General features: G+C 68.1%; 21 protein-coding genes. 12 read left to right on the top strand and 9 right to left on the bottom strand.

All coding sequences use genetic code 11. From position 1 onward, the window contains the following. The first annotated feature begins 84 nt into the window (after positions 1-84). The 8 genes from NM1_RS09255 to NM1_RS09225 all read left to right on the top strand — a co-directional run bounded on the left by NM1_RS09255 (position 85) and on the right by NM1_RS09225 (position 10,430). Positions 85-1,173 carry a LuxR C-terminal-related transcriptional regulator gene (locus NM1_RS09255; protein ID WP_068016584.1) on the top strand — a complete coding sequence of 363 codons (1,089 nt, stop codon included), beginning with the start codon at positions 85-87 and terminating at the stop codon, positions 1,171-1,173. A gap of 141 nt (positions 1,174-1,314) precedes the next feature. After that, complete coding sequence (locus tag NM1_RS09250) at positions 1,315-3,381, top strand: hydantoinase/oxoprolinase family protein (protein ID WP_068016936.1); 2,067 nt, start codon at positions 1,315-1,317, stop codon at positions 3,379-3,381. 11 nt (positions 3,382-3,392) lie between these two features. Further along, entirely contained in the window at positions 3,393-5,312 is a 1,920-nt protein-coding gene (locus NM1_RS09245) for a hydantoinase B/oxoprolinase family protein (protein ID WP_068016581.1), read from the top strand. Between the two features lie 15 nt (positions 5,313-5,327). After that, positions 5,328-5,588 (top strand): hypothetical protein, encoded by a 261-nt coding sequence (locus NM1_RS40960; protein ID WP_084519308.1) that lies wholly within the window; start codon positions 5,328-5,330, stop codon positions 5,586-5,588. A gap of 97 nt (positions 5,589-5,685) precedes the next feature. Further along, entirely contained in the window at positions 5,686-6,450 is a 765-nt protein-coding gene (locus NM1_RS09240; RefSeq protein WP_068016578.1) for an SDR family NAD(P)-dependent oxidoreductase, read from the top strand. A gap of 41 nt (positions 6,451-6,491) precedes the next feature. Further along, entirely contained in the window at positions 6,492-7,955 is a 1,464-nt protein-coding gene (locus tag NM1_RS09235) for an aldehyde dehydrogenase family protein (protein WP_068016577.1), read from the top strand. A gap of 774 nt (positions 7,956-8,729) precedes the next feature. Then, entirely contained in the window at positions 8,730-9,410 is a 681-nt protein-coding gene (locus NM1_RS09230; protein WP_068016574.1) for a cysteine hydrolase family protein, read from the top strand. Positions 9,411-9,551: 141 nt separating this feature from the next. Further along, positions 9,552-10,430: a hypothetical protein gene (locus NM1_RS09225; protein ID WP_068016571.1), complete on the top strand. Its 879-nt coding sequence runs from the start codon at positions 9,552-9,554 to the stop codon at positions 10,428-10,430. Positions 10,431-10,601: 171 nt separating this feature from the next. Here NM1_RS09225 and NM1_RS09220 read toward each other — a convergent pair whose 3' ends face one another. The 3 genes from NM1_RS09220 to NM1_RS09210 form a co-directional block, all read right to left on the bottom strand. Then, on the bottom strand, positions 10,602-12,008 hold the full coding sequence (locus tag NM1_RS09220) for a serine hydrolase domain-containing protein (protein WP_246010766.1): 1,407 nt from the start codon (positions 12,006-12,008) through the stop codon (positions 10,602-10,604). A gap of 607 nt (positions 12,009-12,615) precedes the next feature. Beyond that, positions 12,616-13,629, bottom strand: coding sequence for a ScoMcrA-related endonuclease (locus NM1_RS09215; protein ID WP_068016568.1), 1,014 nt, complete (start codon positions 13,627-13,629; stop codon positions 12,616-12,618). A gap of 201 nt (positions 13,630-13,830) precedes the next feature. Continuing rightward, positions 13,831-14,280 (bottom strand): hypothetical protein, encoded by a 450-nt coding sequence (locus NM1_RS09210; RefSeq protein ID WP_068016564.1) that lies wholly within the window; start codon positions 14,278-14,280, stop codon positions 13,831-13,833. Between the two features lie 160 nt (positions 14,281-14,440). Between NM1_RS09210 and NM1_RS09205 the strand changes: the two genes are divergently transcribed. From NM1_RS09205 to NM1_RS09190, 4 genes are all read left to right on the top strand, one after another. Then, positions 14,441-14,710 carry a hypothetical protein gene (locus NM1_RS09205; protein WP_068016560.1) on the top strand — a complete coding sequence of 90 codons (270 nt, stop codon included), beginning with the start codon at positions 14,441-14,443 and terminating at the stop codon, positions 14,708-14,710. Beyond that, entirely contained in the window at positions 14,707-16,500 is a 1,794-nt protein-coding gene (locus NM1_RS09200) for an alpha/beta hydrolase (RefSeq protein ID WP_068016557.1), read from the top strand. Before NM1_RS09205 ends, NM1_RS09200 begins: the two co-directional genes overlap by 4 nt. 83 nt (positions 16,501-16,583) lie before the next feature. Continuing rightward, complete coding sequence (locus NM1_RS09195) at positions 16,584-17,087, top strand: LppA family lipoprotein (RefSeq protein WP_169814221.1); 504 nt, start codon at positions 16,584-16,586, stop codon at positions 17,085-17,087. Between the two features lie 232 nt (positions 17,088-17,319). Continuing rightward, on the top strand, positions 17,320-18,240 hold the full coding sequence (locus NM1_RS09190; RefSeq protein ID WP_068016930.1) for a phosphotransferase: 921 nt from the start codon (positions 17,320-17,322) through the stop codon (positions 18,238-18,240). Between the two features lie 17 nt (positions 18,241-18,257). Here NM1_RS09190 and NM1_RS09185 read toward each other — a convergent pair whose 3' ends face one another. From NM1_RS09185 to NM1_RS09160, 6 genes are read right to left on the bottom strand one after another with little or no spacing between them, the layout of a single operon-like run. Beyond that, positions 18,258-19,037 (bottom strand): creatininase family protein, encoded by a 780-nt coding sequence (locus NM1_RS09185; protein ID WP_068016928.1) that lies wholly within the window; start codon positions 19,035-19,037, stop codon positions 18,258-18,260. Beyond that, a complete protein-coding gene (locus tag NM1_RS09180; protein ID WP_068016551.1) occupies positions 19,037-20,359 on the bottom strand; it encodes an FAD-binding oxidoreductase in 1,323 nt (440 codons plus the stop codon). Before NM1_RS09180 ends, NM1_RS09185 begins: the two co-directional genes overlap by 1 nt. Next, a complete protein-coding gene (locus NM1_RS09175) occupies positions 20,356-21,525 on the bottom strand; it encodes a substrate-binding domain-containing protein (RefSeq protein ID WP_068016548.1) in 1,170 nt (389 codons plus the stop codon). Before NM1_RS09175 ends, NM1_RS09180 begins: the two co-directional genes overlap by 4 nt. Before the next feature lie 16 nt (positions 21,526-21,541). After that, positions 21,542-22,372, bottom strand: coding sequence for an ABC transporter permease (locus NM1_RS09170; RefSeq protein WP_084519305.1), 831 nt, complete (start codon positions 22,370-22,372; stop codon positions 21,542-21,544). Beyond that, complete coding sequence (locus NM1_RS09165) at positions 22,369-23,127, bottom strand: ABC transporter ATP-binding protein (RefSeq protein WP_211339319.1); 759 nt, start codon at positions 23,125-23,127, stop codon at positions 22,369-22,371. Before NM1_RS09165 ends, NM1_RS09170 begins: the two co-directional genes overlap by 4 nt. 17 nt (positions 23,128-23,144) lie before the next feature. Then, positions 23,145-24,404 (bottom strand): amidohydrolase family protein, encoded by a 1,260-nt coding sequence (locus NM1_RS09160; protein WP_068016545.1) that lies wholly within the window; start codon positions 24,402-24,404, stop codon positions 23,145-23,147. Positions 24,405-24,412 lie beyond the last annotated feature (8 nt).

Raw genomic sequence — 24,412 nt, 5'->3', positions numbered from 1 at the left:
GAACCCGCTGGTCAGTGTCCAAATACCTGGACACTGACCGACTGGATATATTATGCATAGTGGGTCAGATCACAGGAGTTCTATATGGACAGTTCCTCGATTCGCCGGGATGCCGCCGTGTTGCGGGCCGCGATCGCCGAGATCGCCGATGACGCGCACAGATTGCTCGATCGCGAGCCGCCGGACGACCGGAGGCAGGAAGCGCTGATGCTGGGCGAACTCTGGGATCTGGTGACCGCCGAGATGATCCGGTCGGCCGGCCGGGCTTCGCCGGACCGCCTGACCGATATGACCACATTGCTCAGCCGGATCCGAGCAGCGGAATCGATGGCAGCGCAGCTACGGCTTGCCCACCGAACCCGGACACTGGCCCGAGTCGGGACCGCATTGAGCGAGGTCGGCAATGCGAACACGGTCGACGCGCTGCTCGCCCGAGCCCCGGAGGCTGCGTGCGGTCTCGGCTTCGACCGCGCGCTGGTGTCGACGGTGGACACGGTGTGGCGACTGCACACGATGTGTGTCGTGCGGGAGCCGCGCTGGGCCGAGGAGATCGTCGCCGTGGGCAGGCAGAGCCCGCCCGTGCTGGATCGCACCCTGATCGAGAACGACACGGTGGTGGGCGCGCGCACCACGCTCGTCCACGAGGTGCAGGACAATCCGCGGGTCAACCGGCCGCTCGCCGAGATCACCAAGTCCTCGTCGTACGGAATCGCGCCGCTCCTGGTCGACGGGGAGGTCGTCGGGCTGGTACACGGCGACTGCTACCACCAGCGCCGAGCACTGACCGACGTCGACCGAATGCTGTTGTCGGCGTTCGCCGAAGGGCTGAGTCAACACTTGGCGAGAGTCACTGTGTTGGAAGGGATCTCGGCTATCCGAGGACAGTTGGACGGGCTGCATCGATGGCGGGCACCGGGGCCCGCCGTCGCCGAATCGGTTGCGCTGAGCCGCGACGACGACTCGGTCCTCACTCGCCGCGAGGTGCAGATCGTGCGGCTCATGGCGGCAGGCGATTCGAACGGGAGGATCGCTCGCCGACTCTGTATTTCCGAGGGCACCGTCAAGACCCATATCACCCGGATCTTGCGCAAACTCCGCGCGGCGAATCGCGCCGAGGCGGTATCGATCTGGCTGCGCGGCGCCGATGCGCCGCACCGGCTGCCGCGGGTCTGACTCAGCTCCGCCCGAAGGTCGTACGAATATCTGACCTGCGCCGGATGTCGCGGCGCCCGTCGCCCGGAACAGTGAGCTGTGACACAGAGCGGGCGACGCAATCGGTCGGCCGCCGCGGTACACGGCACTGGAGGCGTGGAGATGACACAGACCGGCCGGGCAGAGTCCTGGATCGTCGGCATCGACGTGGGCGGGACCTTCACCGACATCATCGGCCTGAACCGGGATACAGGGGAAATCCGCGACGGGAAGGTCTTGTCCACCGAGGAACAAGAGGTCGGCGTGCTGCAGGCTCTGTCGGCGATCGGCATCGCGGTTCCGGACGTCGCCGAGATCGTGCACGGGCATACGGTCGGCATCAACGCGCTGCTCAGCAGGACCGGTGAGCGCACCGGCCTCATCGCGACCGGCGGACATCGCGATCTGCTCGACATCGGGCGCATGCACCGCGAATTCGGGGAGCGTTTCTACGACCCCACCTGGCTGCGACCCCACCAGCAACGGCCGATCGTGCCGCGCGAGTCGCGTTTCGGCATCCCCGAACGGCTGCGCTACGACGGCACCCCACTGCTGCCGCTGGACGAGGACGCGGTGCGCCGGGCGGCCAGGGACCTGGCGGGCCAGGGCGCGCGATCGGTCGCGGTGTGCCTGATGAACTCCTACACCAACCCCGGCCACGAACGCCGCGCCGCGGAGATCGTCGCCGAGGAACTGCCCGGCGCCTACGTCCAGACGTCGGCGCTGTATCCGGTCACTCGCGAGCACGAGCGCACCGCCACCGTGGCGCTCGACGCCTACGTCGGACCCGCCGTCGTCGGCTATCTCGACCGCCTGATGACGCGGCTGTCCGAGCAGGACTACCGCGGCACCTTGTGGATCATGATGATGAACGGCGGCGTCGCGACATTCGCCGACGCCCGGCGCGCCCCGGTGTTCCAGCTGGTCTCGGGCCCTGTGGGCGGGGTGAGCGGCAGCGTCGAACTCGCGAACGAGAGCGGCACACCGAATCTGCTCACCATCGACGTCGGCGGCACCAGCACCGACGTGGCCGCGATCCGCGCCGGCAAGACCCCGCTCACCGACACCTGGACCCTGGAGACCGGGCTGACGCTGACCATGCCGCTGGTCGACGTCGAGAGCATCGGTTCCGGCGCGGGTAGCCTGATCCGCCCCAGCGCACTCGGCACCGTGGCCGTCGGTCCGGCCTCGGCCGGCTCCAACCCCGGCCCCGTCTGCTATCGACGCGGCGGCGTCGAGCCCACCCTCACCGACGCCTGCGCCGCGCTCGGAATCCTGCAGCCCGACCTGTTCGCCGACGGCGCCCTCCGGCTCGACGCGGACGCCGCGGTCGCGGCCCTGGGCGCGGCGGGCGGGCAGTGGGGCATGTCGGCTGTCGAACTCGCCTCGGCCGCATACGAAGTCGCGTGCCAGGACATCGCCGCGAAGGTCCGGAGCATCTCGGTCTACCGGGGACTCGACATCCGCGAGTTCGCGCTGCAGCCGTCCGGTTCGGCGGGCCCGATGCTCGCCGACCGCATCGGGCAGATCCTCGGCCTCGACAGGGTGATCGTGCCGCGCAGCCCGGGACAGTTCTCCGCGCTGGGCCTGCTGCGCAGCGATCTGATGGTCACCCGCGCACGGTCGATCATGACGCCGCTGTCGCCCGACCACGCCGGCACCATCGAGACCGCCTTCGCCGCGCTGCAGGACAGCATCCGCAACGACCTGAAACGCCAGGACATCGACGTGACGCGGCTGCGTTTCGAACGGGCGATCTTCGCCATGTATCGCGGGCAAACCTGGGACAACCGGCTACCGATCCCCCCGGACGCTCTCACGTCCGGCGGCGCCGGTGAGCTGATACCGAAATTCCACGAGTTCTACCGGCAGACATACGGTTTCGCGGCGGCCGAGATTCCCGTCGTGGTGTCGACCGTCGAGGTGACCGCAGTGATTCCGCGCGGGCACGGCGCGGTCGACCGCACCGCGGACGAGGGCGACGCCTTCCTGCGGACGACGCGCCTAACACTGCCCGGCGCAACGGAACCCACCGAGGTGTCGATCTACGTCCGCGAACGCATGGAGCCGAATCGCCCGGTGCCGGGCCCGGCCTTGGTCGCGGAGAAATTCGCGACGACCCTCGTCCTGCCCGGCCGCACGGCCTTCGTGGACGACGACCTGAATCTCATCATCGAGCCCCAGCGCTGAGGAGCCACACGATGACCATCACCCCCGTGACCACCGATCGCGTGGTCGATATCGAACTCGACATCCTTCGCCACGGCCTGACCGAGGTGGCCCGCGAGATGCTGGATTCGCTGATGCGCAGCGCGTTCTCGCCGGTCTGCCGCGACATCCTGGACTGCACCAGCGCCATCCACATGCGCACCGACGACGGATGGGAGACCGTCGCGCTGTGGGAGGGCTGCATGCAGCACGCCTTCACCGCCCCGCACATCGCGAACTTCGTGATGGAGGACTGGGACATCGATCGCATGCAGCCCGGTGACGTCATCTTCGTCAACGACCCGTGGCGAGGCACGATCCATCAGTCCGACGTGAATCTGCTGCGCCCGGTGTTCGTCGACGGTCGCGTGGAGTTCCTGCTGCACTCGACCTCGCATCTGGTCGACCTCGGCGGTGCGATCCCGGGCGGCTTCTCCAACGGTACACAGACACACTTCGAAGAGCAGCTGAAACTGCCGCCGACGCTGTTGTACGCCAACGACATTCCGGTGCGGTCGGCGTTCAATTTCATCCTCGAAAACAACCGGGTGCCGCAGCTGGTACTCGGCGACCTGCGCGCCTTGCACGGCTGCCTGGTCGTCGGGGAACGGCAGCTGCAGGAGATAATCGCCCGCAGCGGACTCGAAAAGGTCCGCGCCGCAGGGCGTTACGCGATCGAGGCTACCGAGGCGGGTATGCGCCGCGGCATCGCGAGCATCCCCGACGGCGACTACGCCGCCGAGGACTTCCTCGACGAGGACGGCATCGGCGACGAACCCGTTCCGGTCGCGGTCACAGTGAAGGTACGCGGCGATTCCATGGAGATCGACTTCTCCGGGTCCGGCCGCCAGCCGCTGGGCAACTGCGGCACGGCCTGGTGCGAGGCGACCCGCTGCATCGAGGCGGTGAAGCTGATGGTCGACCCGTCCACCCCGGTCAACAGCGGCACGCTGCGGCCGATCGAAACCCTGCTGCCGCCGGGCAGCGTCGTGCAGGTGCTGCCGCCGTCGAGCTGTTCCAACCACGCCGACATCGGGGCGCGCGGCATCAACGTCGTCACCCGGGCGCTGAGCCGGGCGACCGGCGATTCCTTCGCCTGTGACACCGGCACGGCGGTCGTCGTCAGCCTGGGCGGGATCGACACGCGGCCCGGCCACGAAGGCACGCCCTGGGGCGCGTTCGCACTCGCGGGCGGCGGCTGGGGAGGCACATGGAAGGAGGACGGCGTCTCGTTCTGCGTGATACCGATCGGCAACTGCCGCACGTCGGTTCAGGAGCACCTCGAGATCGAGAGCCCGCTGGTCGTGGTCCAGCACGAGATGGTGATCGATACCGCGGGCGCCGGTCGGTTCCGCGGCGGAGCCGGATCGGTGTACTCGATCTACGCCGAATCCGACACGATGGTCACCATCACCGCCGACCGGGTCCGCATCGGCGCCCCCGGATCCCAGGGCGGCGGCGCAGGCGCACCCGCGTACGGCTGGTACATCGAGGACTTCGACCTCGCCAGGCACGGCGACCCCCTCGACCTGCGCGGGGCCGAGCCGCTGTTCGGCATGTTCGACGAAGCGGGCAGGCCCGATCCCGATCACGGTGAGTTCGGGCGCGGCGCGCGCTACCGGACCGGCAAGTTCTCGGGCCTGGTCCTGAAGGCGGGCGACGCGCTGCGCTTCGTCATCGGCGGTGGCGGCGGCTGGGGCGACCCGCTCGAGCGCGACGCACAGCGCGTCGCGGCCGATGTGCGAGCCGGGCTGGTCAGCCACGAATTCGCCACGGACGCATACGGAGTCGTGATCGCGGACGGGGTAGTCGACGCCGAAGCGACCACAGCCCGGCGCGCGCACCTCGCCGCCGACCGTACGCAAGGGCGCTGGCAAGTGCCGGTGGCTACGCCCCGCACCTGGACCCTCTGAGAGAAAGGCATCGCCATGGCAGTCGATCGACTCCTGTTCCCCCGCCCCGAGACTCCACGCGTCTACGTCGACCGGATCCCCGCCGAGGGAACCTGCCCGGCCTGCGGCGCGCGTCATCTGGCTCGCTATCCGGTGGCCAATTACCTGGGCCCCCGGATGGTCGTCAAATGCCAGGAATGCTTCCACCACGTCTCGGTGACTCGCCCTGAGCCCGAGGACAATTGGCCCGCCTGGCGGTCGCCCGCGCGCGACTGGCCCTCCTCGCGCGCCGGATAGCACGGGCCGCGACGATACCTCGTACCGGCGCTCGGAAATGTGAATTGTATTGCGCGGGAGACAGAGTGGTACCGCACAAGAATCGAAAGGGAATACGATGGCAGGGCTGTTGGACGGGAAGGTCGTCCTCATTACCGGCGCGGCGGGCGGGATCGGGCGGGCCACCGCACTGCTCGCGGCGAACGAGGGTGCGCGGCTCGCGGTCACCGATCTCGCCGAGGACGGCGTGCAGGAGACTGCCGCGCAGGTGCGTGCGGCCGGAGCAGAGGCCATTGCCCTCGCCGCCGATCTCACGGCCGGCGGCTCGGTGAACGCGATGGTCGCGGCGGTCGCCGATCGTTACGGGCGCCTCGACGGTGCCTTCAACAACGCCGGGGTGAGTGGCGGGCAGATCGGGCAGGGCGGACGGCGGGTCGCCGAGTGGGACGAGGCGGCCTTCGACCTCGCCCTCGCGGTGAATCTGAAAGGTGTGTGGCTGTGCCTGCGCGCCGAACTCGCGCAGATGGTGTCCCAGGGTGGCGGCGCCATCGTCAACACCGCGTCGCTGGCGGGCCTCACCGGGTTCAAGACCACCGCGGGCTACTCGGCGGCCAAGCACGGCGTGGTCGGCCTGACGAAAACGGCCGCGATCGAGTACGCCCCCGCCGTCCGGATCAATGCGGTGTGCCCCGGCTACACCGACACCGATCTGATGAAGGACGCCAAGCGCCGCAGCGGCGACGCGATCATGGCACGCATCCCTTCGGCCCGGCTCGCCCAGCCCGAGGAGATCGCCGAGATGGCGTGCTGGCTGCTGTCCGACCGCGCTGGTTACGCGACCGGCGGAGAGTTCGTCGTCGACGGCGGCTACCTGGCGGGATAGCGAATTATTTCTTCCCCGAACATATTTCACGAAGGATTCTGATGACTGCTCTGATCGATGAGGCCGCGAGCTACATCGATGGTCGCTGGGTCGTCGGCGGCGGCGAACCGATCGCATCGATCAACCCCGCTACCGGCCGACAACTCGCGCTCACCCCCTCGACGGGACCGGCCCAGGTGGCCGCGGCGGTGTCGGCGGCACGCCGCGCCTTCGACGACGGTGCATGGGGCCGACTCGGCCCCGCCGACCGCGGCGCCCTGCTGCACCGATTCGCGGACCTGCTCGAGGAACGCCGGGATGCCGTCGTCCAGCTGGCTGCCACCGAAATCGGCACCCCGGTCAGCAGCGCGCCCACACTGCACGTGGACCTCCCGGTGAAGTTCTTCCGGTGGTTCGCCGAGAGCGCGATCCGCGGACCGCGAGACGGATACGAGCAGCCGCTGCCGCTGGACCACGACCCGGTCACCTCCAGCAGCATGCTGCTGCGCGAACCCGCCGGCGTCGTCGCCGCGATCGTCGCCTACAACGTGCCGGTCATGATGTGCGCGTACAAGCTCGGCGCCGCCCTGGCGGCGGGCTGCTCGACGGTGCTGGTCGCCTCGCCGCGGGCGATCTTGCTGACGTCGGCGATCGTGCGACTGTTCGAGGAGGCCGGATTCCCCTCCGGCGCCGTCAATTTCGTCTTCGGCCCACCGGTCACCACCGGCCAGGTGGTCGAGGCGCGCGAGGTGGACATGGTGACCTTCACCGGCTCCCCCGCCGTCGGCAGCAAGATCCTCGCACTCGCCGCGCCGACGGTGAAGAAGGTGGTGCTGGAGCTCGGCGGCAAATCGCCCAATATCGTCCTGCCCGGCACCGATCTAGAACGCGCGGTGCCCGCCTCGGTGCTCCGATTCACTCGAAACAGTGGACAAGCGTGCGGCGCCACGACACGAACCCTGGTGCCGCAGAACGACTTCGACGAATATGTCGAGCGATCGGGGACATTCCTGCGAAGCCTCACCGTCGGTGACCCGCTGGCACCCGAGACCGTCCTCGGGCCCCTGATCTCCGACGCCCATCGGATCAATGTCGAAGGATTCCTGGCGAGGGCACGCGACGCGGGCGCACAGGTGCCGGTCGGCGGCGGCCGCCCGGCCGGTCTCCGCGACGGCTTCTTCCTCGAGGCGACGCTGGTGACCCACGTACCCAACGAGGCGGAAATCGCCCAGGAGGAACTCTTCGCGCCGGTGGGCGTGGTGCTCCCCTACACCGACCTGGACGACGCCGTCCGCATGGCCAACGACGTCAAATACGCTCTCAACGCCAACGTTTGGGGGCCGACCGCCGACGCCATCGACTTCGGTCGCCGACTTCGCTCGGGCACCGTCACGATCAACGGCGGCGGCGGAATGCGCGCCGACGCACCCTGGGGCGGACCGGGCTACAGCGGTATCGGCCGGGAAGGCGGCGAGGAGGGCTTACGCGAGTTCTTCGAGATCAAGCACATGCAGTGGCCGGTGTAGCCGGAGACACTCGAAGGTCCAGCCGTCATCCACCTCCAGTTCACAGAGATGTCGCCGTATGCAGCCGTGCTTTCGGTCGGGCCATGTCGGCTCTGACCGCTCGACGCTGCCCGAACCCGTCGATATCGCGCTGCGGCTGTGCACCCGGCATGGTCGTGCCTCCATGTCCGGCGCTCACGCGATTACCGCAGTGTGTTGTGCTGCAGGGGATCGAGCGATTCGCCGAATACCCACGTGGTCGACGCCGCCGTCGGCTGCCCCGTGCGGAAAACTCTGCGTTATTGGTGGAATGATCGGATCATCAGCGCCACGGGTCCGGTTCGTTCAGAGTCTTTTCCAGGGCGGCGGTGCGTGAGGTCCGGTGCGGCCGGGCCCACCGCGGGCGTCCACCGACCCCTTACCCGGCCTGCATTGCTATGCCTCGAGACGAGGTCAGCAGCGCGAAACAACTTGCCGCGCAGCATGTTCGACTGAGAGCAATCACCAGTCGCGCGTTGGCGGTAAGGCGGCATGTCAGAACGTGCCGAATGCCAGCCGAAGGTCTTGTGTGGTGCGCTGGTTGGTGAGTGTCGTTGTGCTGGGGTCAGAATGCGATGACGTTGAAGTGGGATCCGCTGGGCGACCTCACAGTGTGAGGACGGCGGTGCGGCCGATGCCGGGCAGGTCCAGAACCGGCCGCTGTAGCTTACCTTGATTTCCATGTGCCGCAGTGGATTCGGGCTCACAATGGTCGGTGAACACACGTGCCGGGCGTGGTGAGGAGATGGTCACTCGATGCGCGAACTCGCTGTCCTGATGATCGACATGCAGGCCGGCTATCTGGCCGACGACGGAGTCCGCGACGCTCTCGGATGGCCGCCGATCTGGCGGCTCGACGAAGTGATCGGCGAATGCGCCGACCTCCTCGCCACAGCCCGCGCCGCCGCGATCCCGGTCGTTTACTCCCGGCAGGTGACCAGCCCGGCGGGGACGCTCGCAGCAAACCCGCGCGCCGCCCGCCACCTGCGTTCCCGCGCCGACCGGGTACCGCGCCTGTCTCCGGACGACAAGCGACGGCGCAGCGAGATCATGGGCGCTGTCGCGCCGCAGGCGGGTGACATCGTGCTGGACAAGACCCGGCACAGTTTCTTCGCCTATACCGAACTGGATCCGGTCCTGAAAAGCCTTGGCGTGCACCGGTTATTGGTAGCCGGGCTGCAAACCAACGTCTGTGTCGAGGCCACGGTGCGCGCCGCACTGGAACGCAACTACGACGTCGCCGTCGCCGAGGACGCCGTCACTACCGACGGCCCCGACCTCCACCATGGATCACTCAACGCAATGCGCGTGCTCTACGTCGAAGTGGCCGGATGGAAGGAACTACCGGCCGACAACGCCTCGTGGGACCGGGCGTACACGACACCCAACTACGGCCGAAACCCGGATTATTGGACCGAACCAGCTCCAACGTCCTGAGTAGCTCTGGGCAGCCGTGGGTCCAGATTCCTCGACAGCGCAACGCCTTCAGCCAGCAAACGCTTGGGGGGCGACCATCTCGCCCTGGGGAATCAGGCAATCGGTCACTGCCCGACGCCGGAAGAGGACAGAATCGATCGCGTGTCAGCCAACCAGACCAGTTCGGAACCCGCCGATGTCGGCGAGCGTGCCAGTAACTCCGGCGGATACTCATGGGAGATCGCCCACAACGGCGCCGTCGTCGAGTTCGGGGTGGTCGGCCTGGGCGAGGAGCATCCGTGGACCGGCCACATCAACACCGGAGACGAATACCTCCAGGCCGGGGCCGAATTGTTCGGTCAGGTATGCGTGTACGCGGCCGACGAGAGCCGGGACGCGATCATCGAAGCCCGCGCCGACGGCAGGCCCGCCCCGGAACCGGTCACCTCGGTCACCGTGCGGCTGCGCGACAGCACCGGCACCGACCTGATGTCCATGACCGCCCGCCTGGACGACAAACCCGTCACCGCCGACGACGTCACCGCGTACCTCGACATGATGGCCGCGGCCGCCGAACGCGACGCCTACCTGCGCGACCACCGCGAACCGGACGACGACACCTACACCTGGTCCACCGAGCCACCACACAGCATGCAACCCGGCGCGGTGGTCGAGATGCCGCCCAGCCTCGACGTGCGCGATCCCGGCCAGTTGTTGATCGATGACCTGTACGAGGAAGCGGCCGACCTCCGCGACACGGTTGTCGACCCGGATCACTGCCGTCGCAAGCTGTTCCAGGCCGAGCAGTGCCTGGCCGACGCGCAGCGCCACGAGCGGCACGTCGCAGCCACTGCTGAGGTCGATGCACTCGATGCCGCCTCCGAACGCGTGGCCCGGTGCGCGCGCCGGGTGACGGTCTGGTCGACACGGCTGGCGGATTCAACCGAAATCTACCTGCAGGCAGCAGCTCTCGAGGCCGAAGCCGCACACTTGAGCCGCCACACCTCACCACACACGACGATCTCGTACGGAACCACCTGAAGGCATTCGCAGAACCCGATCTCGAGCACTGCCCAGCCTGGACCGGGCGCGGCGCTGGTACGGTGCTCACGATGCAGCCGGCGAGCGCAAGAGTTCAAGGCGCTGCGGCCGAGTCGGAACTGTCGCGAAGCCGGTCCAGTCCCCACTGCTCCGGGCCCGTGCGGCTGCGGTTCACGTCGCGCACAGTGCCGCGTCGACAACCTTCAGGACGTCGGCCGATGCTTCTCGTGTCTCGGGAATCTGGTTCACGATGACGGTCACCGCGCGGCCGTTGTCGGTGGTGCCGCCGCGGGTTTCGAATCCGTCGATATCGCCACCGTGGCCCCAACTCTCGGCGCCGCAGGGCAGCGAGCGGTGCACGAGACCGAGTCCATAGGCGTCGCCGACCAGGGCTCCCGGAACATCAATGGGGACAGTACGTTTCATCTCCGCCAGCTGCGTGGGCGGCAGCAGTCGGCCGGACAGCAATGCCGTGAAGAACCGGTTCAGGTCGATGCCGGTGCTCACCATGGCGCCTGCTGCCCCGGCTACGGACGTGTTCAACCGTGTGGCATCGGCGCGCTTGCCGTCTGCGGCGACATAGCCGCTCGGATGCGGGTCGCGAAGCGTGGTGTCACCGGCCGAAGGGTAGTAGGTATCCCGCAGGCCGAGGGGCTCGATGATTCTGCGGGTGATCTCGGTACCGACCGGATGGCCGGTCACTCGCTCGATCACCATGCCCGCAACCAGATAGTTGGTGTTGCAGTAGTTCCATTTCGCGCCGGGGTGGAACTGCGGAGGCTGGGTCAACGCGCGGTGCAGCAGGTCCATTGTGTCGAAATGCATCAGCCGGTTCGCTTGGAACTCCGGGTCGACGAGATCCGTGTATTCGGGCAGTCCACTGGTGTGCTGCAGCAGATTTCGAATGGTGATGCCGTTACCGTCGATGCCGTCAGCACGAACGATGCCCGGCAGGAACCGTTCCACCGGCGCGTCGAGGTCGACCTTGCCCTCGGCGACCAGCTGCAACATGACGGTGGCCGTGAATGTCTTGGTGTTGCTCCCGATTCGCACCCGGGCTTCGTCCGGAAACGGCGCGCGGCGTTCGAGGTCACCCGCTCCTGCCACAGCGGTCCAGCTGCGCTTCCGATCGTTCACCACGACCTGGGCGCCGGGCAGCCCGTCGTCGGCGATCAAATGGTCGAGTGCCCGGGTGACCTCCGGACGTCCGATATCGCCCGGGACAGACTCGGTCGCATCGACACCTTCGACCGAACAGGATGTCACAGCCACGAAGACCACCAATCCTCCGGACAACGCCACTCTGGTCAGCAATCGACGAAAAGCCTTCACCCGCAAGGTAGATCCCCTGTCCCCGCCATGACAGCGGAAAGCATTCTGCACCAACAGGATCCAAGCTACATAAGCCTGATCACCCCTCCCGCCCGGCAGACACCCCGGTTTCTGGTGGTGCCAGCACGAGCGACCCGAGTTGGTGTCAGAGCCGGCCGATCGGTGAAGCATCTTGCGGCGTGGCACGCCGATCCGAACTGGCAGCCAATGCAAAGATGGCGTCGAGATCGACTGCGACCAGAACATTCGCTACTGGTCCCCGGGGGGCAATGCGGGTATATGGCTTCCATCGTGAGCCAGGGAGCTGGCGGCGGCGATCACGTCATGAATGCGGCTGACCCACTACCGATTACGAACGCCCTTCCGTCCACGGAACTCGGGATCCCTACAGTCATCACGTCGCCCGCGCGGCCGCCTTCGATATGTAAACCTGTCTCATCTCGGAGCTCGCGTAGACCAACATGCCGAGTTGGTAGTACAGGGCAGTTCTTCGTGCCGATGTTTACCCGTCGAAGCGTTCAGGATCTCGCTAAGGTCCGCGCCAGCTGGTTGCTGCGATACACGAGTTGCGTCGAAGGCGCGATGTAAGGCGACGGCGTGCAGTTCGGGGCCGACGAACAAGCCGAGGTCTCAATCGGCTGTGAGGATCAGCGGGCTGTCGGGGTCAAACGGCGGCCGCAACCGGTGAGGAGGTTCGCGTGCAAGCTACTGTCCGGCCCGATCTCGAATTCGGCGACGTCACCGACAGTGCCTAAAGGCGTGACGAACTCGCTAGCGCAGCCGGAGCGGACGGTCGTGCGCTCGGCTCAGGCCACTCCTGGCCAACTGACCACTCGCAGTCGCCGGCTTGGTGTCACGATGTTCGGTTGGCCGTGACGAGCGCACGAAGCTGATCTGGTGTCAGCCAGGGCGTTCTGCGGTGGATCATGCGGTGGCAGTTGGCGCACAACAGGATCAGATCATCGAGCATTGTGACCGTGTCGCCCGACGCGTGGAGCGGCACCACGTGATGACACTCGGCGAACAGTGCACCCCGCGGACCGTAAACCTTCTCGAAGTCGAACGAACAGACCTCGCAGAAAACGTGACCATTGTCTTTCGCGAACTTCTTGATCTTCTTATTCCGAAGTCCGCGGTCACGTTCGCGAGCGTAGTGCCACCGCATCAGTAGCCGGCCTTCCTTCGCCTCCGTCTCAGCGTCGACATCGAGTTCTGGTTCGTCGGTCGAGAGGATCTCCGACCGCTGAAACGTCTCGTCCCGCGCTGCGTTTCGCAGGAACGCGGCGATGACACGCATGTGCTCAGGCTGTTCGAGGAAGTCTTGAAGGACGTGCCTGTCCATCTCGCCACCGTTGGTCGGTCGGCCGCGATAGTCGGGATGCTGTGATGCGATGTCCGCCGTCTTGCGTGCCACGCCGTTCGGGTTTCTGAAGGTGTCGCTCCGCCGTTCGTGCGGATGGATCGGGAGAAGCTGCAACAAGCCGGAGAGTTCGATTACTCGCGGGTCAGTGTCCTCGATCTGGCGCCAGCCGTTGTCCGCGACGATCTCGCACGCGAGGATTACTTCGTCTCTGGTCCAGTCGGGAGACCGTCGCGGCGGAACCGTGAATCCGAGGTCCCGCAACTTCCGCGCAACTGTCTGCTCACCGCCGGTGAAGTCACCGGACCGCAGCGGCGCATGTCCGTCCAGGTAGCCGTGGGCTACTCCGACGATTGCTTTCGAGGCATACCGCTTACCGTCGTATCGCAGGTAGAAGACGCGAGCTTTATCGAAGCCGTACCGTGCCAAGAACGCGTCTTCGCCGAGCCTGTCGTATTCGCGCAGAGCTGCCAAGACAGCCGGCCGAGTGATGTCAGCTATTCCCACGCCGAGACAGTAGCGCTGGCAACCGACACCTTCGAAGTGGTTCTTGCCGTGATAGATCGTGCTGGAGACCCGCCCACGCTCCGTCCGCTCGCATTGTCTCGCGCTACCCGGCCAACGACGTTGTGCCCGTAGCTTGTTCGGCACTGGTCGGGTCGCCGTGCCGGACCCGGCACCTGCTTGCCGGCCGGTCGGGTGATCTCACTACTCCAGCCAGCTCTTGCGTTGGTAGTAGCGGTCCATTTCCTCGTCATCTTCCAATGTCGGCTCACGGTGCGCAGCCGGTCGTGGACTCGGCTCGGGCCACGGCGCATCGGCCGACCGGGACGCTCCGGCCGACTGCGGCGGGAGTGGCTGGTTGGCGGCGTCGATCATGTCCTCGCGCTGTGCGAGTAGCCGTGGGTCGTTCTCCAGCCGGGCGACGGCGGCCGCGACGGATGCGCGGGCTTCGGTGAGTGCGGTGGCGTGCAGTCGGACGAGGGCGTCGACGAGGGTGTCGGGGTCGAGTCGGCGACCGTAGTCGGTGAGGCGGATCGCGTGCAGGCTGCCATCGGGGCCGACCTCGACCTCGGCGACGTCACCGGCAGTGGCGCGCCCCGCCAGGGACGTGTGGAGCTGTTCGATGTTGCTGGTCAGCGGGTCGATATCGGTCATGTGCGCGCCCTCCCCGTTTCAGTTTCCGCTGCTTGGACCCTATAGTGAGCCAAGATCACGAACCAGCCGACCTTCTATGCCGGTCGGCGCGAACGAGGGGGCTCGCGTGGGATCAGGACCGGGGGACGTCCTATGGGTCGACAAACCGGCATGCCGTGCCTTGGCTGATGGGCTCGGCACGACCGGGCAGGAGCTGCAGGTCCTCGGTAAGGGCGGCGCCGTCGTCGACAGCCTGACCGGCGGGCTCCAGGGAGCCCAGACCCCCGACGCCTACCACACGGCGTCGCGCGCCGCGGATAACGCAATGGGCGCGGTCGGCACGGCGATGATGGAGATGGGCGGCACCCTGGTGGGCGCCATCGCGAGCTTCGGAGACCAGGAAGCCGCGAGCGCTCAGGGCATCGCCGCCACCGGGGAGCCGGTGCGGTGAGCGACCACCTCACCGTCCGCCAGGTCCTGGCCTGGAACCCGGCCTCTCTCACCGAGCAGGCCAACGAATGGGACCGCCAGGCCACCGAACTGCGCACGAAGGTCGACACGCAGCACCGAGCCGTCGACGGCTCCCACGAAACCTTCCGAGGCAAGTCCGGCGACGCGATGCGCGACCGGTATACCCAGGTATATGAGAAGGCACGCACAGTACTCGACGCGCTGGAAGGCGGCCGAGACGCCGCGAGAATCGCCAGCCTGAACTTCACCTCCGCGAAAAGCCTTCTCGCACACCAGAAACAGGCCGTGGAATCCCGCGGCATGCGAGTCGAGGACGACGGCACCTGCCACGTCACCGAGGAGCGCAAGCAGGCCCTCTACTCCTCGGTCGGCGGCGACGAGAACAAGTACAACACCGCGATGGCGGCACTCACCCTCGATGCCGACACCCAAACCGCGACCATGAAACGGCTCCTCGACAACGCCGCCACCACCGACACCAACGCCGTCACCGAGATCACCAAGGCGTTCGCCGACCTACCGACCGCCGAATCCTTCGGCAACGCAACAACTCCCACACCAGAAGCGAAACAACCGCCGACGAACGGGAGCCCGAAGGAGAACCGCGCCTGGTGGGACTCCCTGACGCCACAGGAACAGGCGGACATGGTGAGCACCCAACCCGCCTCGGTCGGCAATCTGGACGGGCTGCCCGCGGACGTGAAAGACCAGGCCAATCGCAATCGCATCCCCGTCGAGCGGGCGCGGTTGGAGCAGGAATTCACCACGGCCAGTGCCGATCTGACCGCCAACCCGGCCGACGGGGACGCGGCCCGCCGAAAGGTCGACTCCCGCAAGCGCCTCGACGATCTGACGGCGATCGAGGAAACGCTCGCACCGAAGGACAAGCAGGCCCCGCGCAAGCTGATGTCCCTGGATATGCAGTCGGGGCGGCAGGGCCGTGCGGCCGTGGCCGTCGGTGATCCGGACAGCGCCGACCATGTATCGGTCTCCGCACCGGGGCTCGGATCCAATATCGACCGGTCCCTCGAAGGGATGGTCGGCGAGGCCGACGATATGAAGGCCGAGACCGAGTGGCAGTTGACGATGGCGGGCCGCGGCGACGAGAAGGTCTCCACGATCGCCTGGTTCGGCTACGACCCGCCGCAAGGGAGCTTCGACGATCCGAAGCTCGACACCCTCAATGTCATGTGGGAAGGCCGGGCACAGGAGGGCGCGAAACCGCTGGCCGACTTCTACAACGGCCTGGACGTCGCGAGCACCGACAACGATCCGCACATCACTGCGCTCGGACACTCCTACGGGTCGCTCACCACGAGCCTGGCGCTACAGGAAAAGGCGGGCGGCGTCGACGACGTCGTCTTCTACGGCTCCCCCGGCCTCGGCGGACATGCGCCGGCACTGGGCGCCAGCGGACTGGGAGCGATCATCAATCCCGTCGGCGCGCTCGCCACCGAAACGGGGCTCAACGACACCGTGGACAACGCGGGCGATCTCGGGCTGCAGGATCGTCACGTCTACGAGATGACCGAGAAGGGCGACCCGGTCGCCAACCTCGATCGGTTCGGGCGCAGCCCGGGCAAGATGGACTGGGTCAACCACCTCAGCACCGATCCGATCACCGCCGACGGCCGCACCTACACCGGGGCGTCGGGGCACGCCGAGTATCCACGGCTCGACAACGACACCCAGACGCTGCACCGCAGCGGATACAACCTCGCGGCGGTCGTGGCCGGGCTTCCCGACAACGCGATCAACGGCGGGAAATGATGCGGCGCAACCGAACAGCCGTTCGGCGGGCCACCGCGCTGGCCGCGGCCGCTGCCGGGACCCTACTGATAGGAGGCTGTTTCGTGGATGACCAGCACACGCCGACCGGTCCGCAGGACACGGCCGCCGCGGCGCAGCGCCTCCAACAGCGGCCCAGCCTCGAGGACTCCGCGGCGCAACTCCAGCAGCTCGTCGAACAGATCGGCGCGGCCGCAACCGAACTCGTCCCCGGACTGCGATGGGAATGGCAGAACGACGAAATGTCGAAAGCCTGCCCGCCACCGTACGACCGGACCAACGGCAGGATCCTGAACCTCCGCCTGTACGTCTCGACCCCGAATACTCCCCTCCCCGACGACATCTGGCCCCGCTTCGTCGAACGCGTACGCCCCCTCGCCGCCACCGTGGGCGCCACCGCCCCGGAGACCATGCAGGACCAGACAGGCAAGCACGACGTGCGCTTCGTCAACCCCGACGACGGCACCACGATCAAGATCGGCAGCCAGGCCACCACCGTCATCGGAGGAACCGTCGGCTGCCGACTCCCACACGACCAGTTCGCCACACCTGTCCGCCCTACGTCATAGGGCCGGCCGCGCGATATCCGTCAGCCTGCGGAATGCCGCGCTGCTCGAGTTGATGTACACCAGCAAGCACCGGCCGGGCGCGACACGGATCGTCGAGGCGGCCGAGGCACCGTTCACGCTGATGAACGACTTGATTGTGCGGGGCCAGACGCTGGGCTTTCCTGCGCGGAGCCCGCCCCCTCGATTAGTCACCGACGTCGGAGTTCGGGGTGTCTATGACACAGTCGTCACTGTGTCGTCGAACGGTCTGCCGGACTGGTTGCCGCCGTGGTGTCTGCGCCATCTCGGGAGCCGACCCGTCGCCGTGCTGTTCCGGCAGCACTCGATGTCGATGGTGTTCGGTCTCCGGTTGGCCGACGGTCCTGCCGTCGTGGTCAAGGCGCGCGACGACGACGGCCGGGCGGCGTCGTGCGTGACGGCACAGGCCCGGCTGGCCGAGAACGGGTTTCCCTGCGCCCGCCCGCTCACGCCGGTAGTCGGCGTCGGTCCGCTGGCTGTGCACGCCGAGGAATTCCGGCCCGGAGGCCAAGTGCTGCACGGGAACTCGCCGGAGGTGGCCGCGCGCTACGGGGAGGTCTTCGCCCGCTCGACGATCGGGCTGGCCGACCTCGATGTCGCGCCGCCGCTGCCGAATCCGCGCTGGGTGCGGTGGGACCACACAGATCCGGGGCCGTGGCCCTCGATCGAGTCGCTCGACGGAAAAGACCGGAACCTCGTCCCCGCCTACGTCACGGACACCGCCGAGCGGGCCCGTCGGCGCCTGCTGGCCGCCGGCCTGCCCTCCGTGCTGGGTCACGCCGACTTCGAGGCACACAACCTCCGATGGCACGACCGACAGGTGCACACGGTGCACGACTGGGACAGCCTGGCATGGCAACCGGAAGCCGCCCTGGCGGGAGCCGCGAGTGCGGTATTCCCGAAGCGGGGCCCGGCCACGCTGCCGCCGATCGACAGCACCGAGGCGTTCCTGGCCGCCTACCAAGCAGTTCGGGGCCGCCCGTTCACCGCAGAGGAGCAGCAGGTCGCGTGGGCGGCCAGCCTATGGCCGGCGGCGCACGACGTCCGATGGGAAGCGCTCCACGGTTACACCGCGATATCCGGCAAAGCGCTCTGGGCACAGGCGGCCGAACGGCTCCGCCGCGCCAACGCCTGACGTCCCCGACCGGCCCGTCACCCTCGCTCTGTCACCCGGCCCGGGTCGAACGTGGCGATCTCGGGGATCGACTGGAGCAGCGAATCCACTGCGGCCGCGAACAATTCGGCTCCTACGGCGGCGTCGGCGCCGGTGGGGTCGCCGATTACGCCCGATTCGGCGAAATCGTCGGCGAGCCAACCGAATCGGACCGGTTTGCCGAAACCGACGTGTTTGTGCCCGGAGAGCGCGTGGGGCACGGCGGGTTTCGCCTGCGTCATGTCGACCAGGTCGGGTCGCAGGTGCAGCATCATCGAGGTTTCGGCCCAGCCGGCGTGGATGCCGAAACCGGATTCGGTGGGTCCGGGACGGGCCGGCGAGGCGTACAGAAAGGTCTGCAGGCCGAAGCGACGCCGCAGCTCGCGCAGCGCGACCTCGAGGAGCGCGGAATTGCCGCCGTGGCAGTTGACGAACAGCAGTCGGCGGGCCGGTGTCGCGGCGATACTGCGGCCCAGGTCGGTGACGACGCGCAGCATCGTCTCCGCCTGCAGCCACATCGCGCCGGGCAGGTTGGCGTGCTCGTCGGATTTCGTGTAGCCCAGGGCGGGCAGCAGCCACACGTCCTCGCCCTGCGCCGCGGCGCGGTCGACCGCGGCGGCCGAGACCGCCTCGGCCATCACGAGATCGGTGCGCAGCGGCAGATGCGGGCCGTGCGGTTCGATCGCTCCGGTAGGCAGGACGAGGATCGAATCACGGTGCAGCACATCGGGAATCTCCGTCGTGCTCAGATCGGCGAAGCGCCGGGTGGACGTGGTCATCACCGCCACCTTCCCGGGTTCAACAGTCCGTTCGGGTCGGTCGACCGCGCCAGCGCGCGAACCCGATCGGCGTCGAGGTCGACGTAGGACTGATGCGGCGAGTGCACGCGGACACCGAGCGCCTCCAGGACCGGAACGCCCGCGTACACCTGCTGGGGGCTGCGATAGACGCCGTTGATCATTCCGAACATCGTCCGGTGCCCGACCTCGAGATGCAGCATGCCGCCCTCGTAGACGTCCTCCACCTCCCGCAGCCGGGTGACCAGCGCGTCGCCCTGGCATTCCATGTGAAAGTAGGTGTCCGGCACCGCTTTCTGCAGCCACCAGGTGGGATGGTTGTAGGACAGGGTGCTCAGCCGCATCGTCTGCGCCAGCCCGTCGCGGACGGCCTCGATCCGGCCACCGGCGGCCGTCAGCACGGCGATGTTCTCCTCGAGCGCGTCCGCGTCGACGATGCCGCGCACGCTGGCACGGCCGGGCGCCAGCGCGGGATCGTCGGGCAGCGCCGCGACGACGGTGGCGCAGTCGGCCGACAGCAGCCGCGGTTTCGGCTCGATATCCGCGACACACAGCGCGGCCGGGAACGCGTCGTAATGCGAGTCGAAGCTGGCATACACGCACCTCCAGTCCTGCAGCGGCTCCACGCGAACGGTGGCGGACACGATGATCCCGGCGACACCGTAGGTGTGCACCATCGGCTGCGCGGCCTCGCCCTCGAGATGCACCAGTTCGGCGTCCTCGTGGGCGTAGACGACGTCGACGGATTCCACGAAGCCCATGTGGTTGCGGCCGTGCACGATGGTTCCGGTGCCCGCGGACCCGCCCGCGAGGAAGCCGCCGAGCGTGGACTGCGCGGTCGACGGGTACATCCACAGCTGCCGCCCCGCGTCCCATGCCGCCTGCTCCAGGTTGATCATCCGGGCGCCCGCCTCGGCCGTGACGGCGGTATCGGTCATCGCGCGGATCCCGGCCAGCGAGGTCATGTCCATCACCAGGCCGCCGAAGCGGGGCACCACCTGCCCGTAGTTGCCGGTTCCCTTGCCACGGGCGGTGATCGGGACGCCGCGGCGCACCGCCGCGCGCACGATCTGCGGAACCTGTCGGGCCGTCTTGGGATAACACACGGCATGCGGTCGGCCGAGCGGGCGGCGGGCCGACAGGATTGGGCTCATGCCCGAGCCGTCGCGGGAGGCGCGGTCGAGCGCGCGGTCGAGGGTGGACACCCCCCGCGGGCCGAGCAGCGCCAGCAGGTCGTCGACGAGCGCGTCGACCTCGTCGGGTCCGAAGTCGGGACGGCCGGTTTCGGCGAGGGTGGCGGTCATGACGGGTATCCGATCGTGGGGTCGACGAAGCGGTTGGTCGCGATCTGTTCCGGTGTAAGCCCCTGGGGCACAGTCACTTTCTGAGCCGAGTAAATCGGCCGGGTGAGGTCGATGATCCGCTGCACCCGGGCGGGGTCGGTGGCGCCCACCGTGGCGCCCTCGTTCCCGACGATGCCGGAGTCGCGCATCTGCTTCGCGGCGAACGCGGCGTTACCGGCGTCGTATACCCAACCGGTGCTGTACTTTTCGACCGCCTGCACGATCACGTCGTTGGCCCGGGCGGGATCGGCGAAGTAGTCGACCTGGGCCCGCTGCAGCACCGGGACGAGGCGCTGCAGACATGCCGACCGATCCTCCAGCTGCCCCGAGCGGACGGCGAGCGTGGACTTGTAGAGCGGGAACCCGGCATCGTGCACCAGCTGGTAGGCGATCGGCTTGTGCCACTCGGCCAGCTGCTGCTGATACAGGTACGGCTCGGAGCTGGAGAAGCCCTGCTGCGCCTTGGCGCCGCCCGCGGCGACGAAGTTGGCCGGAGTGCCGTCGTAGCTGCCGTCCACCTGGCCCTTGTCGAGGATGCCCGCGCCGGTCAGGTAGTCCATGTAGGCGGCGCCCTCGAAGTAGAGCACCGTCGCGCGGGCGGCCTTCAGATCGGCGATGGTGCGCACGTTCGGATAGGTCGCCGGATCCCACATGATCATCTGCGGGTTGATACGCAACGGGGCGACCACGGCGGTGGTCGGATTGGTGGACGCCGACTGTACGGCCTGGTCGGTGTCGACGAGCCCCAGCATGATCGAATCATCCTGGTACATCTGCGAAGTCACGGACTGGAATCCGATCGCCGGTCCCCCGGCGCGGATCTCCACGTCCACGCCGGTGTACTCGCCGTGCGCGAACAGCGGACCGGTGACCTTCTTGCCGCCCGCGTCGAAGACCGGGTCCGGACCGAGCATCTGGTAGAGGCCGCCGTGCTCGGCTTCGGGGTTCCAGTCGGTCTGCACCACGATCTTGGCCGGACAGACCTGTTGCAGGTCGACCGATCCGATCGGGCCGCTGTAGCCGGAGGTCGCCGCGGTGCCGCCGGAGTCGGCGCAGCCGGTCAGGGCGGCGAGCCCGAGGATGGCGGCACCGAGGACCGAGCGAACCGGGCGGTATGTGTTTCTCATGATTTCTCCCACGGAGTCAGTTGCGGGCGGCGTCGTACCAGGCGCCGACCAGCCGGCGAGACAGCCAGCCGAAGAAGGCGAAGACGAGGACGCCGAGGGCGGAGGCGAGCAGGATCGAGGCGAACAGTTGCGGCGCCTGCAGCCGGGAGCGGTAGTTGTCGATGAGGATGCCGATGCCGGGATCGCCCTGCTTGAAGAAGAAGTCACCGACGATGGCGCCCACCACGGCGAGCCCGGCCGAGATCCGGACACCGGCGAAGATGGCGGGCAGCGCCGCGGGAAACTCGAGCTTGCGCAATACCGTCCACCGGCTCGTGCTGCGCAGCGCGAACAGCTCGCGCAGGCCGCGGTCCACCGATTTCAGCCCGAACAGCGTATTCGACACGATCGGGAACAGCGCGATCAGAACGCACACGAAAACCCGTGCGGTGAAACCGAATCCGAACCAGAACCCGATCAGCGGGACCAGGGCGAGAATCGGAATGCACTGCAGCACCACGGCATAGGGGAACAGCGCCGTCTCCGCCCAGCCCGCCTGCGCCATCAGCACGGCCCACGCGATGCCGAGCACGACCGCGATCGCCAGTCCGGTGAACGCGACGGTGGTGGTGCGCTGCAGCGCCTCCCACATATCCGGCGCCGCGGGACCGAACAGCCCCTTGGTCACGACCTGATGCGGCGGCGGCAGCAGGAATCGGCGAGCGGGCGCCAGGACCTGGTAGGACACGAAGTACCAGACGCCGATGACGAGGGCCAGCACCGCCAGCGGGGCGACCACGGCGCGCAGCTGCCTGCTCGACCGCCCGGTGACCGATACCTGTGCGGGAGAGGATGTTTCGGTGCTCATGCGTGACTCCCTCGCAGTGCCAGCGACACTCGCCCCGCGAGCTCGGTGAACTCGGGGGTGAACCGGATCTCCGGGCGCCGCGGGAAGTCGAACGGAATCTCGACCTCCTCGACGATGCGCCCCGGTCGGCCGGACATGACCGCGACCCGGGTCGACAGGTACACCGCCTCGCTGACCGAGTGGGTGATGAACAGCCCCGCGAACCGGCGGCTGTGGAACAGCTCGGTGATCTCGTCGCCGAGCCGTTCGCGGGTGATCTCGTCCAGGGCGCCGAAAGGCTCGTCGAACAGGAACAATTCGGGATCCACGGTGAGCGAGCGGGCCAGCGACACCCGCATCCGCATCCCGCCGGACAGCATCCGGGGCAGGTGGTCGGCGAAGCCCGCGAGCCCGACCAGGTCGATGGCCTCGTCGGCGCGGCGGTATCGCTCGGCCTTGCCGAGGTGGTCGAGTTCGGCCAGCAGGGCGACATTGTCGCGCACCGAGCGCCACGGCAGCAGGGTCGCGTCCTGGAATACGTATCCGATCCGGTTCGCGCCCACCTGGGTGTAGCCGCCGGTCGCGGACTCGAGTCCGGACGCGATCCGCAGCAGCGTCGACTTGCCGCAGCCGGAAGGCCCGACGACGCTGAGGAATTCACCGGCCCGCACCGTCAGGTCGACACCCGACAGCGCGACGGTCCCGTTGGGATAGGTCAGTTCGGTCGATCGGAATCCGAGCACCTGGCTACCGGGGCGCGGTGGCGCGGCGCTCATCGTCGGCATGCGGGACATCAGACCTCCAGGGCGGCGAAATCGGCTGTGCGATGGTCGGTTCGGCTGACGGACACGACTGCGCCGTCGTGTATGACGATGCGGTCGGCGGGGGCGTTGGCGACGACATCGAGCAGGCCGGCGCCGCGCACCGCGAGGAACTCCGCGCGGGCGCCGGGTTTCGCTCCGGCCTCGGGCAGGCCCAGCACGGCACGGGCGCCGTCGGTCACCAGGTGCACGGCGGCCTCCGGCGCCAGGTGGGCCGCCGCGATCAGCAGGGCGGCGGTCTCGAGCGCGTCGCTGCGGCCGACCGGGTTGAACGGGTCGCGCACGTTGTCCGCTCCGGCCGCCACCGGGATACCGGCCTCGAGCAGGGCGGCGAGCGCGGTCAGTCCCCGCGGCGTGGCTATCGGGTCGTCGCGGCCCTGCAGATACAGATTGGTGAGCGGCAGGCTGACGATGCCCATCCCGCTGCGGGCGACGACCGTGAGCAGCTCGGCCAGCTCGTCCTCGGGCATGGTGCCCAGGCGGCAGCAGTGCCCCGCCGTGCGGGCGCGGTCGGCGGGCCAGGCCGTGACCCGCTCGGCGAAGTGGGCGAGCGTGTGGTGATCGCCGTGCAGGAATTCGTCGACGTGCAGGTCGACGCCGACGCCGCGGGCCTCGGCGATATCGAGCAGCCGAGCCATTTCGGCGACGGGATCCGGAGCGACATGCGGTGCGCCGCCGACCAGATCGGCGCCCGCGTCCAGGGCGGCGTGCACCAGAGCGGGGTCCGTGCCCGTGTGAACGAGCGCGACGATGCCGATATCGAGAAGCCCGGACAACCGGCGGCGGACGCGGTCCACCGCGCGGATGCCGCGCAGCGGGTCCGGGCCGCCGAGAATGTCGACGTGGGTGCGCACGGCGGTGGTGCCGTTGCGCACCAGTGCCAGCGCCGCCGCGGTGGCGCGCTCGTGGAACGACTCTTCGTCCAGGCCCGCGCTGCCGTGCCGCCAGGCGGCGATCGCCGCGCCGAGATCGCCGAACGGCGGCGTGAGGACATCCCACGACAGGGCCTTGTCCAGGTGTGCGTGCGGTTCGGCAGGGGCGGTGAGCAGGACGTAGCCGGTGAGATCGAGTGCCGAGGCGGAGGTTTCGCGGCTCGGGTCCCGGACACCGGGGCGGACATCGGTCACCAGCGCGTGCTCGCCACCGTGCCCGAGATCGAGATCGACCACCGAGCCGTCGGCCAAGGTCGCGCCGCACAGGCGCGAAACCCGATGCGGTAACGGATGATCCATGGGGTTCC

This window comes from Nocardia mexicana NBRC 108244, assembly GCF_001613165.1.
Taxonomy (GTDB): Bacteria; Actinomycetota; Actinomycetes; order Mycobacteriales; family Mycobacteriaceae; genus Nocardia; species Nocardia mexicana.
Note: the sequence above shows the minus strand (reverse complement) of the source record. Positions and strands in the feature narration are given on the sequence as shown.

Bases quoted from the DNA above. Each gene is read 5' to 3' on its own strand.
- NM1_RS09235 (WP_068016577.1), top strand. From the start codon at position 6,492: ATGACTGCTCTGATCGATGAGGCCGCGAGCTACATCGATGGTCGCTGG.
- NM1_RS40960 (WP_084519308.1), top strand. From the start codon at position 5,328: ATGGCAGTCGATCGACTCCTGTTCCCCCGCCCCGAGACTCCACGCGTC.
- NM1_RS09230 (WP_068016574.1), top strand. From the start codon at position 8,730: ATGCGCGAACTCGCTGTCCTGATGATCGACATGCAGGCCGGCTATCTG.
- NM1_RS09180 (WP_068016551.1), bottom strand. From the start codon at position 20,359: ATGACCGCCACCCTCGCCGAAACCGGCCGTCCCGACTTCGGACCCGAC.
- NM1_RS09255 (WP_068016584.1), top strand. From the start codon at position 85: ATGGACAGTTCCTCGATTCGCCGGGATGCCGCCGTGTTGCGGGCCGCG.
- NM1_RS09160 (WP_068016545.1), bottom strand. From the start codon at position 24,404: ATGGATCATCCGTTACCGCATCGGGTTTCGCGCCTGTGCGGCGCGACC.
- NM1_RS09220 (WP_246010766.1), bottom strand. From the start codon at position 12,008: ATGTTCTGGTCGCAGTCGATCTCGACGCCATCTTTGCATTGGCTGCCA.
- NM1_RS09210 (WP_068016564.1), bottom strand. From the start codon at position 14,280: ATGACCGATATCGACCCGCTGACCAGCAACATCGAACAGCTCCACACG.
- NM1_RS09170 (WP_084519305.1), bottom strand. From the start codon at position 22,372: ATGAGCACCGAAACATCCTCTCCCGCACAGGTATCGGTCACCGGGCGG.
- NM1_RS09165 (WP_211339319.1), bottom strand. From the start codon at position 23,127: ATGAGCGCCGCGCCACCGCGCCCCGGTAGCCAGGTGCTCGGATTCCGA.
- NM1_RS09175 (WP_068016548.1), bottom strand. From the start codon at position 21,525: ATGAGAAACACATACCGCCCGGTTCGCTCGGTCCTCGGTGCCGCCATC.
- NM1_RS09185 (WP_068016928.1), bottom strand. From the start codon at position 19,037: ATGACCACGTCCACCCGGCGCTTCGCCGATCTGAGCACGACGGAGATT.
- NM1_RS09245 (WP_068016581.1), top strand. From the start codon at position 3,393: ATGACCATCACCCCCGTGACCACCGATCGCGTGGTCGATATCGAACTC.
- NM1_RS09250 (WP_068016936.1), top strand. From the start codon at position 1,315: ATGACACAGACCGGCCGGGCAGAGTCCTGGATCGTCGGCATCGACGTG.
- NM1_RS09240 (WP_068016578.1), top strand. From the start codon at position 5,686: ATGGCAGGGCTGTTGGACGGGAAGGTCGTCCTCATTACCGGCGCGGCG.